The sequence below is a fragment of the Brevundimonas sp. ALps5 genome (assembly GCF_058681645.1).
Map to the genome: position 1 here is coordinate 1,476,997 of NZ_CM178744.1, position 16,226 is coordinate 1,493,222.

Below are 16,226 nucleotides of genomic sequence, written 5' to 3' on the forward strand. Positions count from 1 at the left end.
AGAACGAACCATGAACCCGAAGGGAATGCAACCCCGCGTGGTTTAGGCCGCGCGTTTCGCCTCGATGACGTCCCACATCAGGGCGGTGGCGTCGATACCGGTGAACCGCTTCAACTGCTGGGCGCCGGTCGGGGAGGTGACGTTGATCTCGGTCAGATAGTCGCCGATCACATCGATGCCGACGAAGATCAGGCCGCGCTCTTTCAGGGTCGGTCCGATGGCCGCGCAGAGCTCCAGATCGCGGGGCGTCAGTTCGACCGGCATGGCCGTGCCGCCGACGTGCAGGTTCGACCGCACTGCCCCCTCGGCCGGCACCCGGTTGATCGCTCCGACGGGCTCGCCGTCGATCAGCAGGATACGCTTGTCGCCCTTCGAGACGGCCGGGATGAATTTCTGGATCACCAGCGGGTCGCGCGACCCGGCGGCGTGGATCTCGATCAGGGCGTCGAGATTGGGGTCATCAGCGCGCAGCTTGATCACGCCCGAGCCGCCGTTGCCGTGCAGGGGCTTGAGCACCACGTCGCCGTGCTTTTTGTGGAATTCCGTCAGGGCGACCGGATCGGAGGTGATCAGGGTCGGAGGCTGCAGGCCCGGGAAGGCCGTGACCATCAGCTTTTCGGGCGCCGAACGCACCTCGGCCGGGTCGTTGACCACCAGGGTCTTCGGATGGACCGTCTCCAGCAGATAAGTCGCGGTCACATAGGCCATGTCGAACGGCGGGTCCTGGCGCATCAGGATGACGTCGACGTCCTCAGCCAGATCCAGCTTCACCCAGTCGCCGAAGCTCACATGGTCGCCCGCGACGTGCTTCAGGGTCACCGGCCGGGCGCGGCAGTAGAGACGGCCCTCCTCCAGCGCCAGGGTGCGGAAGTCATAGACCCACAGGGCGTGCCCCCGCTCCTGGGCCGTCATCATCATCAGCCAGGTCGTGTCGACCTCGATATCCACCCCTTCGACGGGGTCCATCTGGACGGCGACCTTGAGCATTCTGAAGACCTTGCGCGGCTGGAAGCTTGGGTAATGGGCGGCGAGGCCCGTCGGCGCAAGGGCGACCCTAGTTCAGCCGCATCCTCAGCCGGTCGAAGCTGGCGGTCTGGACGACCATGTCCTGCCCGCCCACGACGCGGGCGCGGTGCAGGGCTTCGAGCGCGCCGTTCAGGGCGCCCTGTTTCTCGCGTGCGGCGGCGACGTCCAGCCAGGCGCGGTGATCTTCGGGATCCAGCAGGGCGCGGCGCATGGCCGAGCGTTCGGCGCCCTGGAAGTCCTCGGCCTTGATGGCGCGGCTGAACAGGACGTTCTGCAGCCGGATCAGGGCCTGACGGTCGGTCACCGGGGCCATCAGCAGGTCCAGCCGGTCGGCGATGTGCGGCGTCAGCCCGGCGCGCAGGGCCCGGCGGCTGAGCTCCGACGGCAGGACGATCCGGCCCTGGCTGAACGGATCCAGCGCCACCGGCCCGGCCGGGGTCTCAACGCGCAGCAGGAAATGGTTGGGAAAGTCGACGCCTTGCGCCTCCAGCCCCGCCCGCTTGGCGGCGTCGAGATAGAAGACGGCCAGGGCCGCCGACAGGCCGCGCCGACGCTCGGCGACGTCGATCACATCGGTATTGGCCGGGTCGTCATAGTGGAGCAGGTCGCCGTTCAGCCTCAGGTCGGCGGCCATGGTCTCGGTCAGGGCGTCGTCGGGGCTTTCGCGGTCCATCCTCTCGCCCAGCCGCTCGGCGGCGTTGCGGGCCAGGGTGCGCACCGGATCGGTGTCGCGGAACGGATAGTCGTGGATGGCGCAGGCGATCGCCGCCTCCAGGAGGGGGAAGGCGTCGTCGTCGGCCTGACCGGCTTCGATCAGGATGGCTTCCGCCTCCTCGCGTGTCACAACTGCTCCCCAACCGGATTTTCCAACGGGAATTCAGGGCCCGGGAAAACTTATGGCGGAAACATGGCGCGGAAATCGTCCGGGAGCCAGCGCCACAATATCGATTCTGAGTTCATGTCCGGCCAAGCTGGGTCGTCCGTGCAACACCGCCTTGCCCGCCGCGACCAGCCTCTGATGCTGTTCGGGGGTCAGGGCGACCAGCGCCGCCGCCATGGTCGCGCGGCGTTTGACCTCGACCACGGCCAGCACCCGGCCCCGGCGGGCGAGGATGTCGATCTCCCCTCCCCGGCCCTTCAGGCGAAAGCCGAGGATCTGGTAGCCCTTGAGCATCAGCCAGACGGCGGCCGTCCATTCCGAGGCGTGGCCCTGTTTGAACGCCTTGCCGCCCAGCGCCTGCCGCCACGCCGCCTTGGGACGGGCCGCGACTTTCGGCGCTTTCAGGCGGCCGGGGGGTTTCATCCCTTGCCCTGAAGCTCCAGCGCCCGGCGGTAGAGCGTCTTGCGCGGCAGATCCAGCACGCCGGCGACCTCCGAGGCCGCCTCTCCGGTCGGCAGCCGGGCCAGGGCCTCGGTCAGGGCCGCGTCGACGTCGGCGGCCGAGGCGGCCTCGACCGCCCCGGGGCCGATGACGATGACGATCTCGCCTTTCGGGGCGTCGCAGCGCGGGTCGACGGCCAGTTCGGCCAGGGTCCCGCGGATCGCCTCCTCATAGAGTTTGGTCAGTTCGCGGGTCACGGCGGCGGGGCGGGGCCCCAGCACCTCGGCCATGTCGGCGAGGCTCGCGGCCAGCCTCGGCCCGCTCTCGAACAGGACGAGCGTCTGCCGGCCCTGCTTCAACTCCGACAGGAAGGTCTTGCGCGCGGCCGACTTGGGCGGCGGGAAGCCCGCGAACAGGAAGCGGTCCGACGGTTGGCCGGCGATGCACAGGGCCGCCAGCAGGCTTGAGGCGCCCGGGATCGGATGCACCGGCAGGTCGGCGGCGATGAAGGCCCGCGCCACCACGAAGCCGGGATCGGAAATGACCGGCGTCCCGGCGTCCGAGACCAGGGCCACCACCCTGCCCTCGCGCACCCGCTCGACGGCGATCTCGGCGGCGCGGGCCGAGGCGTGGTCGTCGCAGCGTTCCAGCTTCGCCTTCAGGCCGAAGGCGGACAGCAGTTTGGCGGTGACGCGGGTGTCCTCGGCCAGGACGATGTCGGCGGCGGCGAGAACGTCGAGCGCCCGAAGCGTGATGTCCCTCAGGTTCCCGATGGGCGTCGCCACCAGATAGAGGCCGGGCGTGACGCGGCGCGACGGCGGAGCGGTCGGGGGGAACAGGCCGGAAGGCTGGGCGGATTCAGTCATGGCGCGGGACCGTGCCAGCGGGCGGCCCGGATCACAACCTTCGCGAAGACGCGGGCCTAACCCGGCTCGCCCACCAGGGTGAAGGCGGCCCAATAGGCGGGATGGGTCCAGCGGCGATCGGCGCGGACGCTGCGCATGGCGCTCTGCAGGGCCCGGGCGCGGTCGCCGACGTCGGCGCCGGGCCGGTCCAGCGCCGCGAAGGTGTCGGAGATCAGTTCGGTGGTCGCCGTGTCCGAGACCTCCCAGTGGGACACCAGCACCGACCGCGCCCCGGCATAGAAGAAGGCCCGGGCCAGACCGGACAACCCCTCCCCGCCCGGTCGCCCGTCGGAGGCGGCCGTATTGCAGGCCGACAGGACCACGAACTCGGCGTGCAGTCTCAGCTGGGCGGCCTCCGAGGCGCTCAGATAGCCGTCGTCGGCCTCGGTCGCCTCGGCCGGAGGGGTCAGGACCAGACCCGGCTCCCCCGCCGTCGACCCGGCCATCAGCCCATGGGTGGAGAAGACCACAAAGCGAGCCTGCGACAGGGGCGCCGCATCGCCCTGACGCACCGCCGTCTCGGTCGCCGCGACCCCGGTGCGGACGAGGGCGCGGGGATAGCGGGTCTTGAGCGCATCCAGCTCGGCCTTGGAGCCGGGCAGATAGGGAAGCGCCCTCAGCTTGGCGACGTCAGCCAGCCGGCCCTCGCCGAGAATGCCGTCGGCGGGCGGGGCCCCGCGCGATCCGTCCTGTGGCGCGCCCTGAAGGATCGGCGCCCCGAAGGCCGCCAGCGAAAAGCCGGACGCCGCCGTCTGCACCGGCGCCGTCTGCACCGGCGCCGCCGCCGTCGCCGGACACCCCGGGCTGCGCTCGGCCGAATCGGCGACGAGGTAGCAGCGCAGGGCCTTGAGGCTGGACACCGACGGCAGGGTCGCCAGGGCATAGCGGTCGATCAGCCAGCTGGTGGTCGACAGGGCCTCGGGCGCCGTGTCCGATCCTGTCGGGGCCTCGGTCGCCAGCACGGCCAGCGGCAGGGTGGTCAGGGCGCCGGTGACCACGGTGATCAGGGTGGTCTTGCCCTCGAACACCCCCTCCACCGGCCTGATCAGGTCCGAATAGAGCCTGTAGGCCTCCGTCCGGTCGAAGGCCGCGACCGGGCGCCCGGCGAAGATGGAAGGATCGAGCGTCGGATCGCCGCGCGAGGCGCCGGTGGTCAGGGCGCCGCGCAGAGCATTGACCGCCCTGGTCATCTCAGCATCGCCGAGATCGGCCGCCCGGGCCCAGGCGATCCGGTCGCGCGACACGCCCCAGACATAGGTCGCCTCCGGATTGACCAGCACCAGCAGCAGGGCCTCATTGTCCTTGAGCAGCCCCTGCGCCTCCGAAACGCTGAGCGCCCGGGGGCTGGTCAGTTCGGAATAGGCGGGAAAGCGGGTTTCGATATCGGCGTCGACGGTCTTCAGCCGGGCCAGCACGGCCTCATAGTCGGTGCGGGTGGCGGCGCGGCGCGCCTGGGCCTCGGGCGCATCGGCGGCATAGAGCTGCTCCAGCGTCCGCTCCAGCCCGTCGCGGCGGGTGATCAGGGTCTCGCGCTCCTCGGCGAGCCGGCCGAGCGCGTCGTCCCCTTGGGCGAACCGGGCCGAGACCTTGGCCAGGGCGTCGGCGGCGTCGGAGGCAATGGCCCACTGCGCCGCCTCGAAGGCCTCGGCGCGCAGGGCTTCGGGCGTGTCGGCGGGAACAGGCGTCTGGGCGAAGGCGGGCGCGGCGAGGCCCAGCATCACCGCCGCCAGAAAACCCCCTGCCCTCCCCCTCATCTTCGCCCCGTCAGTTGCTCAGGATCTGGACCTTGGTCCAGACCGCGCCGCGGTTGACGATGTCGACGCGCATCTTGCCCGACCGGGCCCGGGCCACGGTGCAGACCGGATAGTGGTCGCCGAAGCCGTCCTGACAGAGAAGCGCGCCCTCGGCGTCGCGCACGGACATGTCGATATTGGTGTCGCCGTCGCCGATGGCGGCGACACGCAGCACCTCCCCGCCCCGCGCCTCGAGGTCGAAGCCATAGGTCTCGCGCGCCCGGATCTGGCGGACCAGATAGATCGGGCCCCGGCCGAAGGGCGAGGACTGCACCCCGCGCGTACCGCCGCGCAGCCGCTCGATGGCGTCCAGCACCCCTTGCCGTCCCGCCGCGAGCGCCGCCGCCTCGTCCAGCAGGGCGTCCGGCGTCAGGGAAGGCGTCAGTCCGGCCTCGCTGTCGGCGCCCGGCCGCACCGGCACCTCGGCCAGCAGTCGGGCGGCCATGATCAGGGCGCCGGCGTCCGAATTGCGCCGCCCCCAGGCCGCGACCTCGGCGGCGGTGACCATCTGGCGCACCCCGTCGGCTTCCGGCGTGATGCGGGCGGCGGCTTCAGGCCCGTCGGCGGTTTGGGACACGGCGGAGAAGGCGGCCGAAACACCGCCCAGCAGCACCCCGAAAACCAGTCCAGTTCGCCTCAAGCCCCGATGCGCGCGCATTCCGTCCCCCATCGCCGTCGGCCTCGCCTGAGCCGATCGGACAACAGGCTGGACGGTAAACGGTTTTCGGGAAACTGCCAGAACCTGACTAGGCGAACGCCAGTCGATTCAAGCGCCGTCTCTAGAGGGTGGCGGCGGTCAGGATGCGGCGGTCGCCCTTGGCCTGGACCATGACGGCGACGGATTCGCCCGGATCGCGCTGGGCCGGAAGAGCATAGAGAACCGGTCGGCCGTTCCAGTCGCCCAGTTTGCGTAGATCGCGCACGACGTTGACGTGGCGCACCACCCGGCCGCGGTTGTCGCCGCCGCTGACGGTCACGGTCTGGGCGCCGGGCTTGTAGATCACGGCCCAGACCTCGGCCCCGCCGACGGGCGCCCGGCCCGAACCGACGCCGACGCGGTCGCCGCTCTCGCGGAACTCGACCTGGGGCGGGAAGATGCGGCGCGTCGCCTCCTCGTCCACCGCCGCCTGAACGGCGGGCGCCTCGGCGCCCGAGACCTGACGGCGGCCGTCGATGATGACCTGGGGCGTATAGACGCCGCGCAGCCGCATCGCCGTCTGATAGGCGCGCTGACGCTGGGCGAACTCGGGCCGGGCGAAGGTGTCGGGCCAGCCCATGTAGTCCCAGTAGCCCACGGCATAGGTCAGGGCGATGACCCCCGGCTCGTCGGCGATGGTCTCGACCACCTGATTGGCGTCGGGACAGCCGGGGCAGCCCTGGGCGGTGAACAGTTCGACCACCACGGGCTCTGACGGCGGACGGCGGTTGGTCGGGGCATGGTTGCGCGAGGGCGCGGGCTGGGCCCACGACCCCATGGCCGACCCGAGGGCCGCCCCCATGGTCGCGGTCCCGGCGATCGCCATCGCCGCCCCGATCATCCATCCCCTGAGTGTCATGCCGCGAACCGTAGCGGGCGGCGGCCGGGATCGCCCCTCATATCTGCGTGAGGCGCGGGTGATGAGTTCAGGGTTTCGGGACCAGCCGCCACATCCGCAAGGGATGCCTGACGGTTCCAGCCTCGGCGCCCGCCGCCTGGCCCCGACCCATGTAGAAGTCGGCGCGGACCGGCCCGCGAATGGCCGAACCCGTGTCCAGCGCCATGACCAGTCCGCGGTAGGAAGTGTGGGCGCCAGCCAGATTGCCGCCGTCGGCGTCGATCCAGACGAGGTCGCCATAGGTCCAGCTGGCCGGATCGACCGCGATCGACCGCCGCGCGGGCAGGGGCACGCCCGCCGCCCCGGCCGGATCGCCGCCGTCGTCGGACTGGAGATCGAAGAAGATGTAGCGCGGGTTCAGCGCCGTGATCGCCCGCGCCTCACGGCCCCGATGCGCGGCCAGCCAGGCGCGGATGGCCTCGCCCGAGGTGCCGTTTCTCGGCAGCAGGCCCTGCTGCTCCATCGGCCGGGCGATGCCGACGAAGGGGCGGCCGTTGTCGGCGGCATAGGCGGCGCGGCCCGTCGTTCCGTCCTCGAAGGTCAGATAGCCCGAACCCTGGATCTGCAGGAAGAACAGGTCCTCGGCCCGCATCCAGGCCAGAACCGGGGCCGAGGGCGAACCCGCGGCCGCCGCGGCCTCGATGGCCGCGCGGTCGGCATAGGGGCCGGTCGAACCGTCCGGACGGCGCTGGACCACGCCTGCGGCGCTGCGCTCCAGATCCAGAGGCTTGGCCAGCACCGGCATGTCGAACTCGGATGTCTGACGGTGGCTGGCCGAATATTCGGGGGCGAAATAGCTGGTCAGAAGGCCGTCGCGTCCGTCGGCGGTCCGGGCCTGAACCACCCGGAAGCCGGTTTCGAAGAAGGCGCGGGCGAGGGCGGGCGTGACGGGGCGCGAAGTGCGTTGCAGGTCCATGGCCCGGGCGCACTGGCGCGCGCCGGCCGCATCGCGGGCCACGCCGCAGGTTCTCAAATAGGCGTCGAAGGCGGCGACGAAGTCCTCCGTGTCCCAGCCGGTCAGGCGCGCGGGGCTGTCGGCGGCCGCAGGGCCCGACGAAGAGGGATCGGAAGTCGGCGGCGCAGGGGTCGTCACGGGAGGCGCCACCACCGGCGGCCGGTTCGGTACGGCCGGTGGGGTCGAGGCGCAGCTCGCCAGAACGGCGGACACGGCGAGGCCCAGCGCCGCCGCCGCGAACCGTCGTTGCAGGAACATCAGGCGGTGGCCGGCTCGACCCGGGCCAGGACCCAGTTGGGATCGGCGGCGCCCAGGGTGCGCTCGAACGTCCAGTGTTCGGCCGTGCGGCGTTCCTCGATGCGCGGTTCGGCCGGGGCGCCCGGAGTGGCCTCCTCGACCGGCGGCTGGATCTGGCTGCGCAGTTCGGACAGGAAGCGGACCTTGGCGATGGCCTTGTCGCCCTCGGCGGTGGCGCTTTCCAGATCGGCGCGCGGCGCGTGCAGGAACTCGACCTGTTCGGTCTCGCCCCGGGTCTCGCGCGCGGCGATGCCATGCTCGAAGGATTCCATCACGGCGGGGGCCAGAAGCGGCTTCAGCGCGGTGCGGTCGCCCGAGGCGTAGCCGCGCACGATGGTCTCATAGGCCTGACGGGCGCCGTCGAGGAATTTCTGCGGATCGAACTGCGGGTCGCGGGCGCGCAGGCCCGAGATGGCGGCCAGGGTCTGGGCATCCAGGGCCGGGCGGATCGCGGGGCTCTCGACCGGCGCCGGAAGCGGCGCCTTGGCGTCCTCCTGCGGCTGACGGCCCACCCGCTTGCCCAGCACATTATAGAGCTGGAACAGGACCACGGCGGCGATGCCCGCGAAGATCAAGATCTGGAACTGGACCGGCAAGATTCTATCCTGAATGACGTCGGGTCCCGACGACCCCCAAATCAGGGCCCAAACGGAACGCGCGACGGACGATTAGGGTCTCATATAGGGCGGCGCAAGGCGAGACACACCCGCCGACACGCCCTGACAGGCGCGCGCCGTTGCCGCAGCACCGTTCGCCGTGGTAGTCGCCCCGCCTTCACCCGGTCGCACGCGGCGGTCGGGTTCACTCCATTCACGGCCCCTATCGCCCATGACCGACGTCACGACCACCGCCGCCGACACCCCGCAAACCCAGGACGGCGCCCCGCCGAACGGCGGCTTCCGCATCCTGGCCCAGTACGTCCGCGATCTGTCGTTCGAAAACCCCAAGGCCCCCGACAGCCTGCGTATTGAAGGCAAGCCCGGCATCGACATGGGCGTCGAACTGAACGCCCAGGGCCGCCCCGACGGCCTGTTCGAGGTCGACATGCGCCTGTCGGTCAAGGCCTCGACCGACGCCCTGACCGTGTTCAACGTCGAACTGGTCTACGGCGGCCTGTTCCAGCTGAACAATGTCGCCCCGGCCGACATCGAGCCCCTGCTGCTGATCGAATGCCCGCGCTACCTCTTCCCCTATGCTCGCGAGATCATTTCGCGCGCCACGGCGGACGGCGGCTTCTATCCGCCCTTCATGATGGACCCGATCGACTTCGTGGCCATCTACATGGCCCGCCAGCAGCAGATGGCCGCCAACGCCGACGCGGGCGCCGGCCAGGCCTAAACGTCTGAAATCGAAGACCCTGGAAGGCGTCCGTCAGCCGGCGGACGCCTTTTCCATGTCGGCTTCCACGGTCACGCCGTAGCCCTGCCACAGGGACCGGTCCTTCAGGGTCGCGGTCAGGAAGGCGAGGTGGGCCTCATGCTCGGCCGGCGTCGAGCGCGGAGCGAGCGGTCGGGGCCGGGCGCCGTGACCGCCCGCGGCGGCGAAGGCGGCGGCCTGTTCGGCGCCCTTGCGGCTGGTCAGGTCCAGCACCCGCTCCTTGCCGCCGCGCAGCTCCAGATAGACCTCGGCCAGCAGACGGGCGTCGATCAGGGCCCCGTGGAACGAGCGGTCGGCCAGCGACACCTTGTAGCGTTTGCACAGGGCGTCCAGCGAGTTGGGCATGCCCGGCCAGCGCTTCTGGGCCAGCTGCAGGGTGTCGATCCAGCGGTCCGCCGGCAGCAGGGGCGAACCGCAACGACCGTACTCATGGTCGATGAAGTTGCGGTCGAACTGGGCGTTGTGGGCGATGACCGGGGCGTCGCCGATGAATTCGATCAGGTCTGCGACGATCTCGGCGAATTTCGGCGCGTCCTTGACCTTCTCGTCGGTGATGCCGTGCACCCGGATCGCGTCCTCGGGGATCAGCCGCTCGGGATTGCAGTAGCGGTGGAAGGTCCGGCCCGTCGGCAGCAGGTCCATGATCTCGATACAGCCGACCTCGATCAGCCGGTCGCCCGTGCGCGGGTCGAAGCCGGTGGTTTCAGTATCGAGGACGATTTCGCGGGCCATGCCGGATAAATGGCGTGCTTCGAGTCCCGGCGAAAGGGGCACGAAAGTCAGGCGCGGTCAGCGCTGGGGAGAAACCCAGTCCGGATCCAGCACCGTCGCCACGATGGCCTTCACCTGCTCCCGCGCCGCCTCCAGCCCCCGGTCGGTCTCGACGATGAAGTCGGCCAGCCGGCGTTTTTCGGCGTCGGGGACCTGACGCTCCACAATGGCCTCGAAGCGTTCGCGGGTCATGCCGGGGCGGGCCAGGACCCGTTCGGCCTGAACCTCGGGGGCCGCCGTGACCACCACCACCGCATGAAAGCTCTTCTGGCCGCCGCCTTCGTACAGCAGGGGAATGTCCAGCACGGCCAACTTGACCCCGCGCCCGGCCGCCTCTGCCAGTTCGCCCGCCCGGCCTGCGGCGACGAGGGGATGGACGATGGCCTCCAGCCGTTTGAAGGCGGCGTCGTCACGGCCCAAAGCCTCGGCCAGCCGGGTCCGGTCCACGGCGCCGTCGACGACCACGCCGGGGAAGGCCTCGCCGACCGGCCCGACCGCGGGCCCGCCCGGCGCATAGAGTTTGTGCACGGCCTCGTCGGCGTTCCAGACCACGGCGCCCTCGTCGGCGAACATCTGCGCCGTCGTCGACTTGCCCATGCCGATGGAGCCGGTCAGGCCCAGCAGGATCACTTTTGCGCCTCGATCGCCGCCAGCAGCAGGGGCCGAATGGGCAGGGCAGGGGGTTCGACGCCGAAGATGGCCCGGAACGACGGTCCCGCCTGGCCGATCAACATCCCCAGACCGTCGACGGTCCTCAGGCCCCGGGCGCGCGCCGCGAGCAGGAATTCGGTGTCCACGGGGCGATAGGTCATGTCCATCACCGCCGTCTGGTCCTCCAGCCGCGCCAGATCCAGCGTCGGCCTGATGCTGAGCGCATTGATGACCAGAACCGCGCCAGCGAAGGCGTCCGCTTCATCCACAACCGTGACCGACGGCCCCAGATCGGCGGCCAGGGCCTCGGCCCGGTCGCGCGATCGGTTCAGGATCCGCACCCGCGCCCCCTCGGCGATCAGGGTCCCCGCCGCCGCCCGGGCCGCGCCCCCGGCGCCGAGGATGACCACCGGCTGGTCCTTCACCGTCAGGCCCGGCGCCTGATCGGAAATCGCCCACATCATGCCGAAGCCGTCGGTGCTGTCGCAGGCGACCCGACCATCGCGGAAGACCAGCACATTGGCCGAGCCGGACCCCCTGGCGGCGTCACTCGCGCTGTCGGCCAGGGCGAAGGCCTGTTCCTTGAACGGGGCGGTGACATTGATCCCCATCAAGAGGCCCGCCCGGCCTGCGGCGACGAGCGCCGCGAACCCGGCCTCATCGGCGGGGGCGAAGGGAACATAGGCGGCGTCCATGCCGGCGGCGGCGATCCAGGCGTTGTGGATGACCGGGCTCAGGGAATGGCCGATCGGATGGCCGGCGATGCCGCCGACCTTCGCGGCGCCGGAGATAGTCTGACTCACGAGGCGATCACTCCGGCGCGGCGCAGTTCGGCCAGGACCGGCCACAACGGCAGGCCCAGGACGGTGAAATAGTCGCCCTCCACCGCCTCGAACAGCTGCGAGCCCAACCCCTCAAGCCGGTAGGAGCCGACGCAGGCCAGCAGTTCAGTCCCCTCGGCGGCCAGATAGGCGTCGAGGAAGGCGTCGGAGAAGTCACGCATCTTCATCTGCACCGTGTCCACGCCCGACCAGACGACCTGTCCCCTGGTGGCGAGGGCCGCGCCCGAGTGCAGCTGGTGCGCCTTGCCGCGCATGGACTTCAGCCGCGCCTTCGCCTCGTCGAGCGACTTCGCCTTGGAGATCAGGCCCCCGTCGAAGGCCAGGGTCTGGTCGGCGCCCAGAACCCAGACGTCCGGATCGCGGCGCGACACGGCCAGAGCCTTGGCGCAGGCCAGTTCGACGGCCAGTTCGGCGGCGCCCGCGTCCTTCATGGCGACCTTGATCGCGTCCTCGTCGACGCCGGCGTCCTCCAGCCCGAAGGTCACGCCCGCATCCGTCAGCATGGCCCGACGCGCGGCGCTGCGCGACGCCAGAATCAATCGTTCGTCGCTCATTACCAGGCGGCTCCGATGCGGCGGGTGCGCTTCTCGCTCAACAGATTGACGATGGCGGCCGCCGTCTCCTCGACCGAGCGGCGGGTCACGTCGATGGTCGGCCAGCCGCGGCGCTCGAACGCCCGGCGCGCCTTGACCGTCTCCTCGCGGACCAGATCATGATCCACATAGGCCGAGCCGTGGTCGGCGTTCAGCCCGTCCAGACGGTTGCGGCGGATCTGGATCAGACGGTCGGGCGAGACGGTCAGGCCGATGACCAGCGGGTTCTTCAAGCCCACCAGACGCTCCCCGTCCTCCTGTCCCGGCACCAGGGGCACATTGGCCGCGCGAATGCCGCGGTGGGCCAGATAGATACAGGTCGGGGTCTTGGACGTCCGGCTCACGCCACAGAGCACGACATCGGCGCCCTCCAGCTGCTCGGCGGTGCCCTGACCGTCATCATGGGCCATGGCGTAGTCCAGGGCGCTGATCCTGTTGAAATATTCGTGGTCCAGCGCGTGCTGCGCCCCGACCCGGGTCGACAGGGCCGCGCCCAGATAGCGGGACAGGGCCCCGACCAGTGGATCCAGCGCCCCGATCTGGGGCATGTCGGCGGCGCGGCAGCCTTCCTCCAGCTGGGCGCGCAGATCGCGGTCGACAAGGGTGTGCAGCACCACCCCCGGGGCCATGGTGATCTCTTCCAGCACCCGCTCCATCTGTTTCTCGGAGCGGACCAGCGCATAGATGTGCTCGATCGGGATGACGCCCTCGAACCGGGCCGTCACCGCCTTGGCCATGGCGTTCAGGGTCTCGCCGGTCGAATCCGAGACCAGATGGACATGGAAATAGGTCGCCAGCCGCATGGGACCGGCCGGCTTTCCGGGAGGCGTATTGGGCGTCATTCCGGTGGGAGGCATCAACGGATTCCTGTGGAAGACCCGGTTGGCTTTCCGGGCGCCGCGACCGTCGGTCTGGGCGCCGATCTCTATAGCGGGGCGCCTCGCCGGGCGCGAGCGGGGACAGACGGGAGGATTCCACGCTCCGGAGACGGATCTTTCCCAAGGCGATCGGCCTTCCACCGCCCGGACGGGGATAAGGTTAACAAGTCGTAAACGGCGCCCTGCGGTCATGCCCAGGCGCAGCCCCGCTCAAAGCCCCGCGCGTTAAGGGTTCGTTAAGACTTATCCCCGGTTTCGACAGCCTTTTCGCGGGCCTCCGAACCGTCCCGAACCGCCCGTGGAGGTTCGCCTTCCGTTCACGGAGCGACTTTCAAATGATCCCCGCCGTCCCGCGCCCAACCACCTTCTTCCAATCTTTTTCTTATTCTTGATCAGAATAGGGGGAGGGTCTGTGACCCCTTGGACAAACCGGGCTCTTGAGAGACAGACGGGCTCCCCGTAGGAGCAAGGTCATGACGACGTCCTCCGCCGAGCCTCTCCTCCTTCAGGTCCTCTCGGGCCAGACCACCAGCCGGCCTCCGGTCTGGTTCATGCGTCAGGCCGGGCGTTATCTGCCGGAATACCGGGCTCTGCGCGCCGAGGCCCCGGACTTCATCGCCTTCTGCCTGAACCCGGAGATGGCGGCCGAGGCGACCCTGCAGCCGATGAAGCGCTTCGGCTTCGACGCGGCCATCGTCTTCGCCGATATCCTGCTCATCCCCCGGGCGCTCGGTCAGGACGTCTGGTTCGAGACCGGGGAGGGGCCGCGGCTCGGCGAGATGCCGCCGGTGGGCCGCATGGCCGAGCTGGCCGAGGGCGCGGGCGAACATCTGGCCTCGATCGGCCAGACGCTGTCCCTGGTCCGCGAGGGGCTGGAGCCCGAGCGGGCCCTGATCGGTTTCGGCGGCGCCCCCTGGACCGTCGCCACCTATATGCTGGACGGTCATCACAACACGATCGGCAAGGGCGAGCGGGCCACGGCGCGCAAATACGCCTATGAGGATCCGGAGACGGTCGATGCCCTGCTGGCGGTTCTGGTCGAGGCCACCGCCCGCTATTTCGTCATGCAGGCCAATGCCGGCGCCCAGGTCCTCAAGATCTTCGAGAGCTGGGCCGAAGGGCTCCCCGACGACCTGTTTGAACGGCTGGTGCTCAAACCCCATCAGGCCCTGGTCGCCCGGACGCGTGAGCTGGGGGTGACGGTTCCCCTGATCGGCTTCCCGCGCGGGTCCGCCATCCACGCCGAACGCTATGCGGCCGAGGTCGAGGTTCAGGCCGTCGCGCTCGACACCGCCTGTCCGCTCGTGGTCGGGCAGAGGGTGCAGAAGATCAAGCCGATCCAGGGGGCGCTCGACCCCCTGCTGCTGCGCGCCGGGGGCAAGGCGCTGGACGCCCGCGTCGATCAGCTTCTGGAAGCGTGGGGCGACGGTCCGTGGATCTTCAACCTCGGCCACGGCATCCTGCCCGACGTGCCCATGGCCCATGTCGAACAGGTCCTGAAACGGATCGGCGCCCGGTAATGGCGAGCGGGCAGGGGACCGGAGGCCGTCGCATCGCGGTGGTGCTGTTCAATCTGGGCGGGCCGGACGACGCCGCCTCGGTCAAGCCTTTCCTGTTCAACCTGTTCAATGACCCCGCCATCATCGGCCTGCCGGGCTTTCTACGCGGGCGGGTGGCGAAGCTGATCTCCTCGCGACGCGAGACCTCCGCCCAGGCCAACTATGCGATGATGGACGCGGGCGGCGGTTCGCCCCTGCTGCCCGAAACCCGCCGTCAGGCCTCGGCGCTGGAGGCGGTTCTGGCCTCGGCCCTGCCGGGCGACGAGGTCCAGACTTTCATCGCCATGCGCTACTGGCATCCCTTGACCGAGGAGACCGCGACCGACGTCGCCGCCTTCGGTCCGGACGAAGTCGTTCTGCTGCCGCTCTATCCCCAGTTCTCCACCACGACGACGGCCTCGTCGCTCAAGGCGTGGAACCAGACCTATGCCGGGTCGGGCCGTTCGCGCGCCGTCTGCTGCTATCCGCAAGGCGACGGCTGGATCGCGGCCCAGGCCGACAGCGTCCGCGCCGCCCTGACCGAGGCCGGCGACAGACCGGTGCGTCTCCTCTTCTCCGCCCACGGCATTCCCGAGAAGCTGGTCAAACAGGGCGATCCCTATCAGGAGCAGGTCGAGGCCACGGTCGCCGCCATCGTCGCCCGGCTCGAAGTCGGGGCACGGGGCCCGGTCGATCACCGCATCTGCTACCAGAGCCGCGTCGGGCCGATGAAATGGCTGGGCCCCTCGACGCCCGAGGCCGTCGCCGAGTGCGGCCGCGACGGGGTCGGCGCCGTGGTCGTCCCGGTCGCCTTCGTCTCCGAACACATCGAGACCCTGGTCGAACTCGACATCGAATACCTCCATCTGGCGGAGACCCTTGGCGTCGCGCCCTGGATCCGCACCCCGACGGTCAGCCTGTCGGAGCCCTTCATCGCCATGCTGTCCGACGCTGTGGTCGGGGCGTTGGGCCGCACCGGCGTCGCGCCCTATGGTCCGGGCTGCAAGGTGGCGTGGAAGGCCTGTCCGTTCCAGAGTTCTGGCCAACATCAGGAGAGAGCCGCATGAACCCGTACGATCTCGCCCGCGGCCTCCACATCCTCGCGGTCATCGCCTGGATGGCCGGCCTGCTCTTCCTGCCGCGCCTGTTCGCCTATGACGCCGAGCAGGCCAGCAAGCCCGAGCCGCTGAAGTCCGAGATGCAGGCCCTGCTGCGAACCTGGCAAGGACGGTTGATGAAGATCATCCTCAATCCGGCCTCCATCCTCGTCTTCGTCTTCGGCGCCTGGCTGATCCATCTCGACATCCAGATGCGCGGCGCCGGCTTCCTGGCCCAGCCGTGGATGATCACAAAGCTGGTCGGCGTGGTCCTGCTCTACGGCTGGCACGGCTATCTGTCGGCCGAACGCAAGCGCATCGCCGCCGGGACCTCGGTCCGCACGGCGAAGTTCTGGCGCATGACCAATGAGATCCCCTTCGTCCTGGCCATCATCATGGTCCTGTCGGTGACGACGGAGTGGACATTTTCGTAGGGCGCTATCGCTCGGCTCGCGGAGCCTCGCTGCTTGAGCACGAGCCCGTCTGTTTCTCCTGCGGCTTGACCTCGCCCCCCGATCCGTGGTTTCGCTGCCGGTGAACCGCGAGGCGCAGTCCGCCCACGGTCCCTCTCTCTTCGCGACGCCGGC

The 16,226-nt window shown here is 69.9% G+C and carries 18 protein-coding genes; 4 read left to right on the top strand and 14 right to left on the bottom strand.

Annotation, left to right across the window (positions count from 1 at the left end; all coding sequences use genetic code 11):
- Positions 1-42 precede the first annotated feature (42 nt).
- From gshB to timA, 9 genes are all read right to left on the bottom strand, one after another.
- Positions 43-987 carry a glutathione synthase gene (gene gshB, locus ACW172_RS07075; protein ID WP_492034473.1) on the bottom strand — a complete coding sequence of 315 codons (945 nt, stop codon included), beginning with the start codon at positions 985-987 and terminating at the stop codon, positions 43-45.
- A 67-nt stretch (positions 988-1,054) separates the two neighbouring features.
- Positions 1,055-1,870, bottom strand: a complete 816-nt coding sequence (locus tag ACW172_RS07080; RefSeq protein WP_492034474.1) for a SirB1 family protein — start codon at positions 1,868-1,870, stop codon at positions 1,055-1,057.
- A 33-nt stretch (positions 1,871-1,903) separates the two neighbouring features.
- Positions 1,904-2,329 carry a YraN family protein gene (locus ACW172_RS07085; protein ID WP_492034475.1) on the bottom strand — a complete coding sequence of 142 codons (426 nt, stop codon included), beginning with the start codon at positions 2,327-2,329 and terminating at the stop codon, positions 1,904-1,906.
- Entirely contained in the window at positions 2,326-3,213 is an 888-nt protein-coding gene (rsmI, locus tag ACW172_RS07090) for a 16S rRNA (cytidine(1402)-2'-O)-methyltransferase (protein WP_492034476.1), read from the bottom strand. The genes ACW172_RS07085 and rsmI overlap by 4 nt, the downstream gene beginning before the upstream one ends.
- Positions 3,214-3,269: 56 nt before the next feature.
- Positions 3,270-4,970 (bottom strand): CHAT domain-containing protein, encoded by a 1,701-nt coding sequence (locus ACW172_RS07095; protein WP_492034477.1) that lies wholly within the window; start codon positions 4,968-4,970, stop codon positions 3,270-3,272.
- 46 nt (positions 4,971-5,016) lie between these two features.
- Positions 5,017-5,685, bottom strand: coding sequence for a hypothetical protein (locus ACW172_RS07100; RefSeq protein WP_492034478.1), 669 nt, complete (start codon positions 5,683-5,685; stop codon positions 5,017-5,019).
- Positions 5,686-5,824: 139 nt separating this feature from the next.
- On the bottom strand, positions 5,825-6,601 hold the full coding sequence (locus tag ACW172_RS07105) for a DUF1223 domain-containing protein (RefSeq protein ID WP_492034479.1): 777 nt from the start codon (positions 6,599-6,601) through the stop codon (positions 5,825-5,827).
- Between the two features lie 67 nt (positions 6,602-6,668).
- On the bottom strand, positions 6,669-7,853 hold the full coding sequence (locus ACW172_RS07110) for an MltA domain-containing protein (RefSeq protein WP_492034480.1): 1,185 nt from the start codon (positions 7,851-7,853) through the stop codon (positions 6,669-6,671).
- Entirely contained in the window at positions 7,853-8,488 is a 636-nt protein-coding gene (gene timA / locus ACW172_RS07115; protein WP_492034481.1) for a TIM44-related membrane protein TimA, read from the bottom strand. Before timA ends, ACW172_RS07110 begins: the two co-directional genes overlap by 1 nt.
- Before the next feature lie 232 nt (positions 8,489-8,720).
- On the opposite strand from timA, the gene secB reads away from it, so the two are divergent.
- Positions 8,721-9,230 (top strand): protein-export chaperone SecB, encoded by a 510-nt coding sequence (gene secB, locus ACW172_RS07120; RefSeq protein WP_492034482.1) that lies wholly within the window; start codon positions 8,721-8,723, stop codon positions 9,228-9,230.
- A 33-nt stretch (positions 9,231-9,263) separates the two neighbouring features.
- Here the strand turns inward: secB and dnaQ are convergent, their stop codons facing one another.
- The 5 genes from dnaQ to ACW172_RS07145 are packed head-to-tail and all read right to left on the bottom strand — an operon-like array spanning position 9,264 to position 12,983.
- Positions 9,264-10,001, bottom strand: a complete 738-nt coding sequence (gene dnaQ / locus ACW172_RS07125; protein ID WP_492034483.1) for a DNA polymerase III subunit epsilon — start codon at positions 9,999-10,001, stop codon at positions 9,264-9,266.
- 57 nt (positions 10,002-10,058) lie between these two features.
- Positions 10,059-10,670: a dephospho-CoA kinase gene (gene coaE / locus ACW172_RS07130; protein WP_492034484.1), complete on the bottom strand. Its 612-nt coding sequence runs from the start codon at positions 10,668-10,670 to the stop codon at positions 10,059-10,061.
- The gene (locus tag ACW172_RS07135; RefSeq protein WP_492034485.1) at positions 10,667-11,494 is read right to left on the bottom strand and encodes a shikimate dehydrogenase family protein; all 828 of its coding nucleotides are present in this window, start codon (positions 11,492-11,494) and stop codon (positions 10,667-10,669) included. Before ACW172_RS07135 ends, coaE begins: the two co-directional genes overlap by 4 nt.
- Positions 11,491-12,087, bottom strand: a complete 597-nt coding sequence (locus ACW172_RS07140) for a Maf family protein (RefSeq protein WP_492034486.1) — start codon at positions 12,085-12,087, stop codon at positions 11,491-11,493. Before ACW172_RS07140 ends, ACW172_RS07135 begins: the two co-directional genes overlap by 4 nt.
- Positions 12,087-12,983, bottom strand: coding sequence for a pyruvate, water dikinase regulatory protein (locus ACW172_RS07145; RefSeq protein ID WP_492034487.1), 897 nt, complete (start codon positions 12,981-12,983; stop codon positions 12,087-12,089). The genes ACW172_RS07140 and ACW172_RS07145 overlap by 1 nt, the downstream gene beginning before the upstream one ends.
- A 494-nt stretch (positions 12,984-13,477) precedes the next feature.
- On the opposite strand from ACW172_RS07145, the gene hemE reads away from it, so the two are divergent.
- Genes hemE through ACW172_RS07160 form a run of 3 tightly spaced genes read left to right on the top strand, consistent with a single transcriptional unit; the run spans position 13,478 to position 16,073 of the window.
- Complete coding sequence (gene hemE / locus ACW172_RS07150) at positions 13,478-14,524, top strand: uroporphyrinogen decarboxylase (protein WP_492034488.1); 1,047 nt, start codon at positions 13,478-13,480, stop codon at positions 14,522-14,524.
- On the top strand, positions 14,524-15,609 hold the full coding sequence (gene hemH / locus ACW172_RS07155) for a ferrochelatase (RefSeq protein ID WP_492034489.1): 1,086 nt from the start codon (positions 14,524-14,526) through the stop codon (positions 15,607-15,609). Before hemE ends, hemH begins: the two co-directional genes overlap by 1 nt.
- Complete coding sequence (locus ACW172_RS07160) at positions 15,606-16,073, top strand: CopD family protein (RefSeq protein ID WP_492034490.1); 468 nt, start codon at positions 15,606-15,608, stop codon at positions 16,071-16,073. Before hemH ends, ACW172_RS07160 begins: the two co-directional genes overlap by 4 nt.
- The last annotated feature ends 153 nt before the right edge of the window (positions 16,074-16,226 follow it).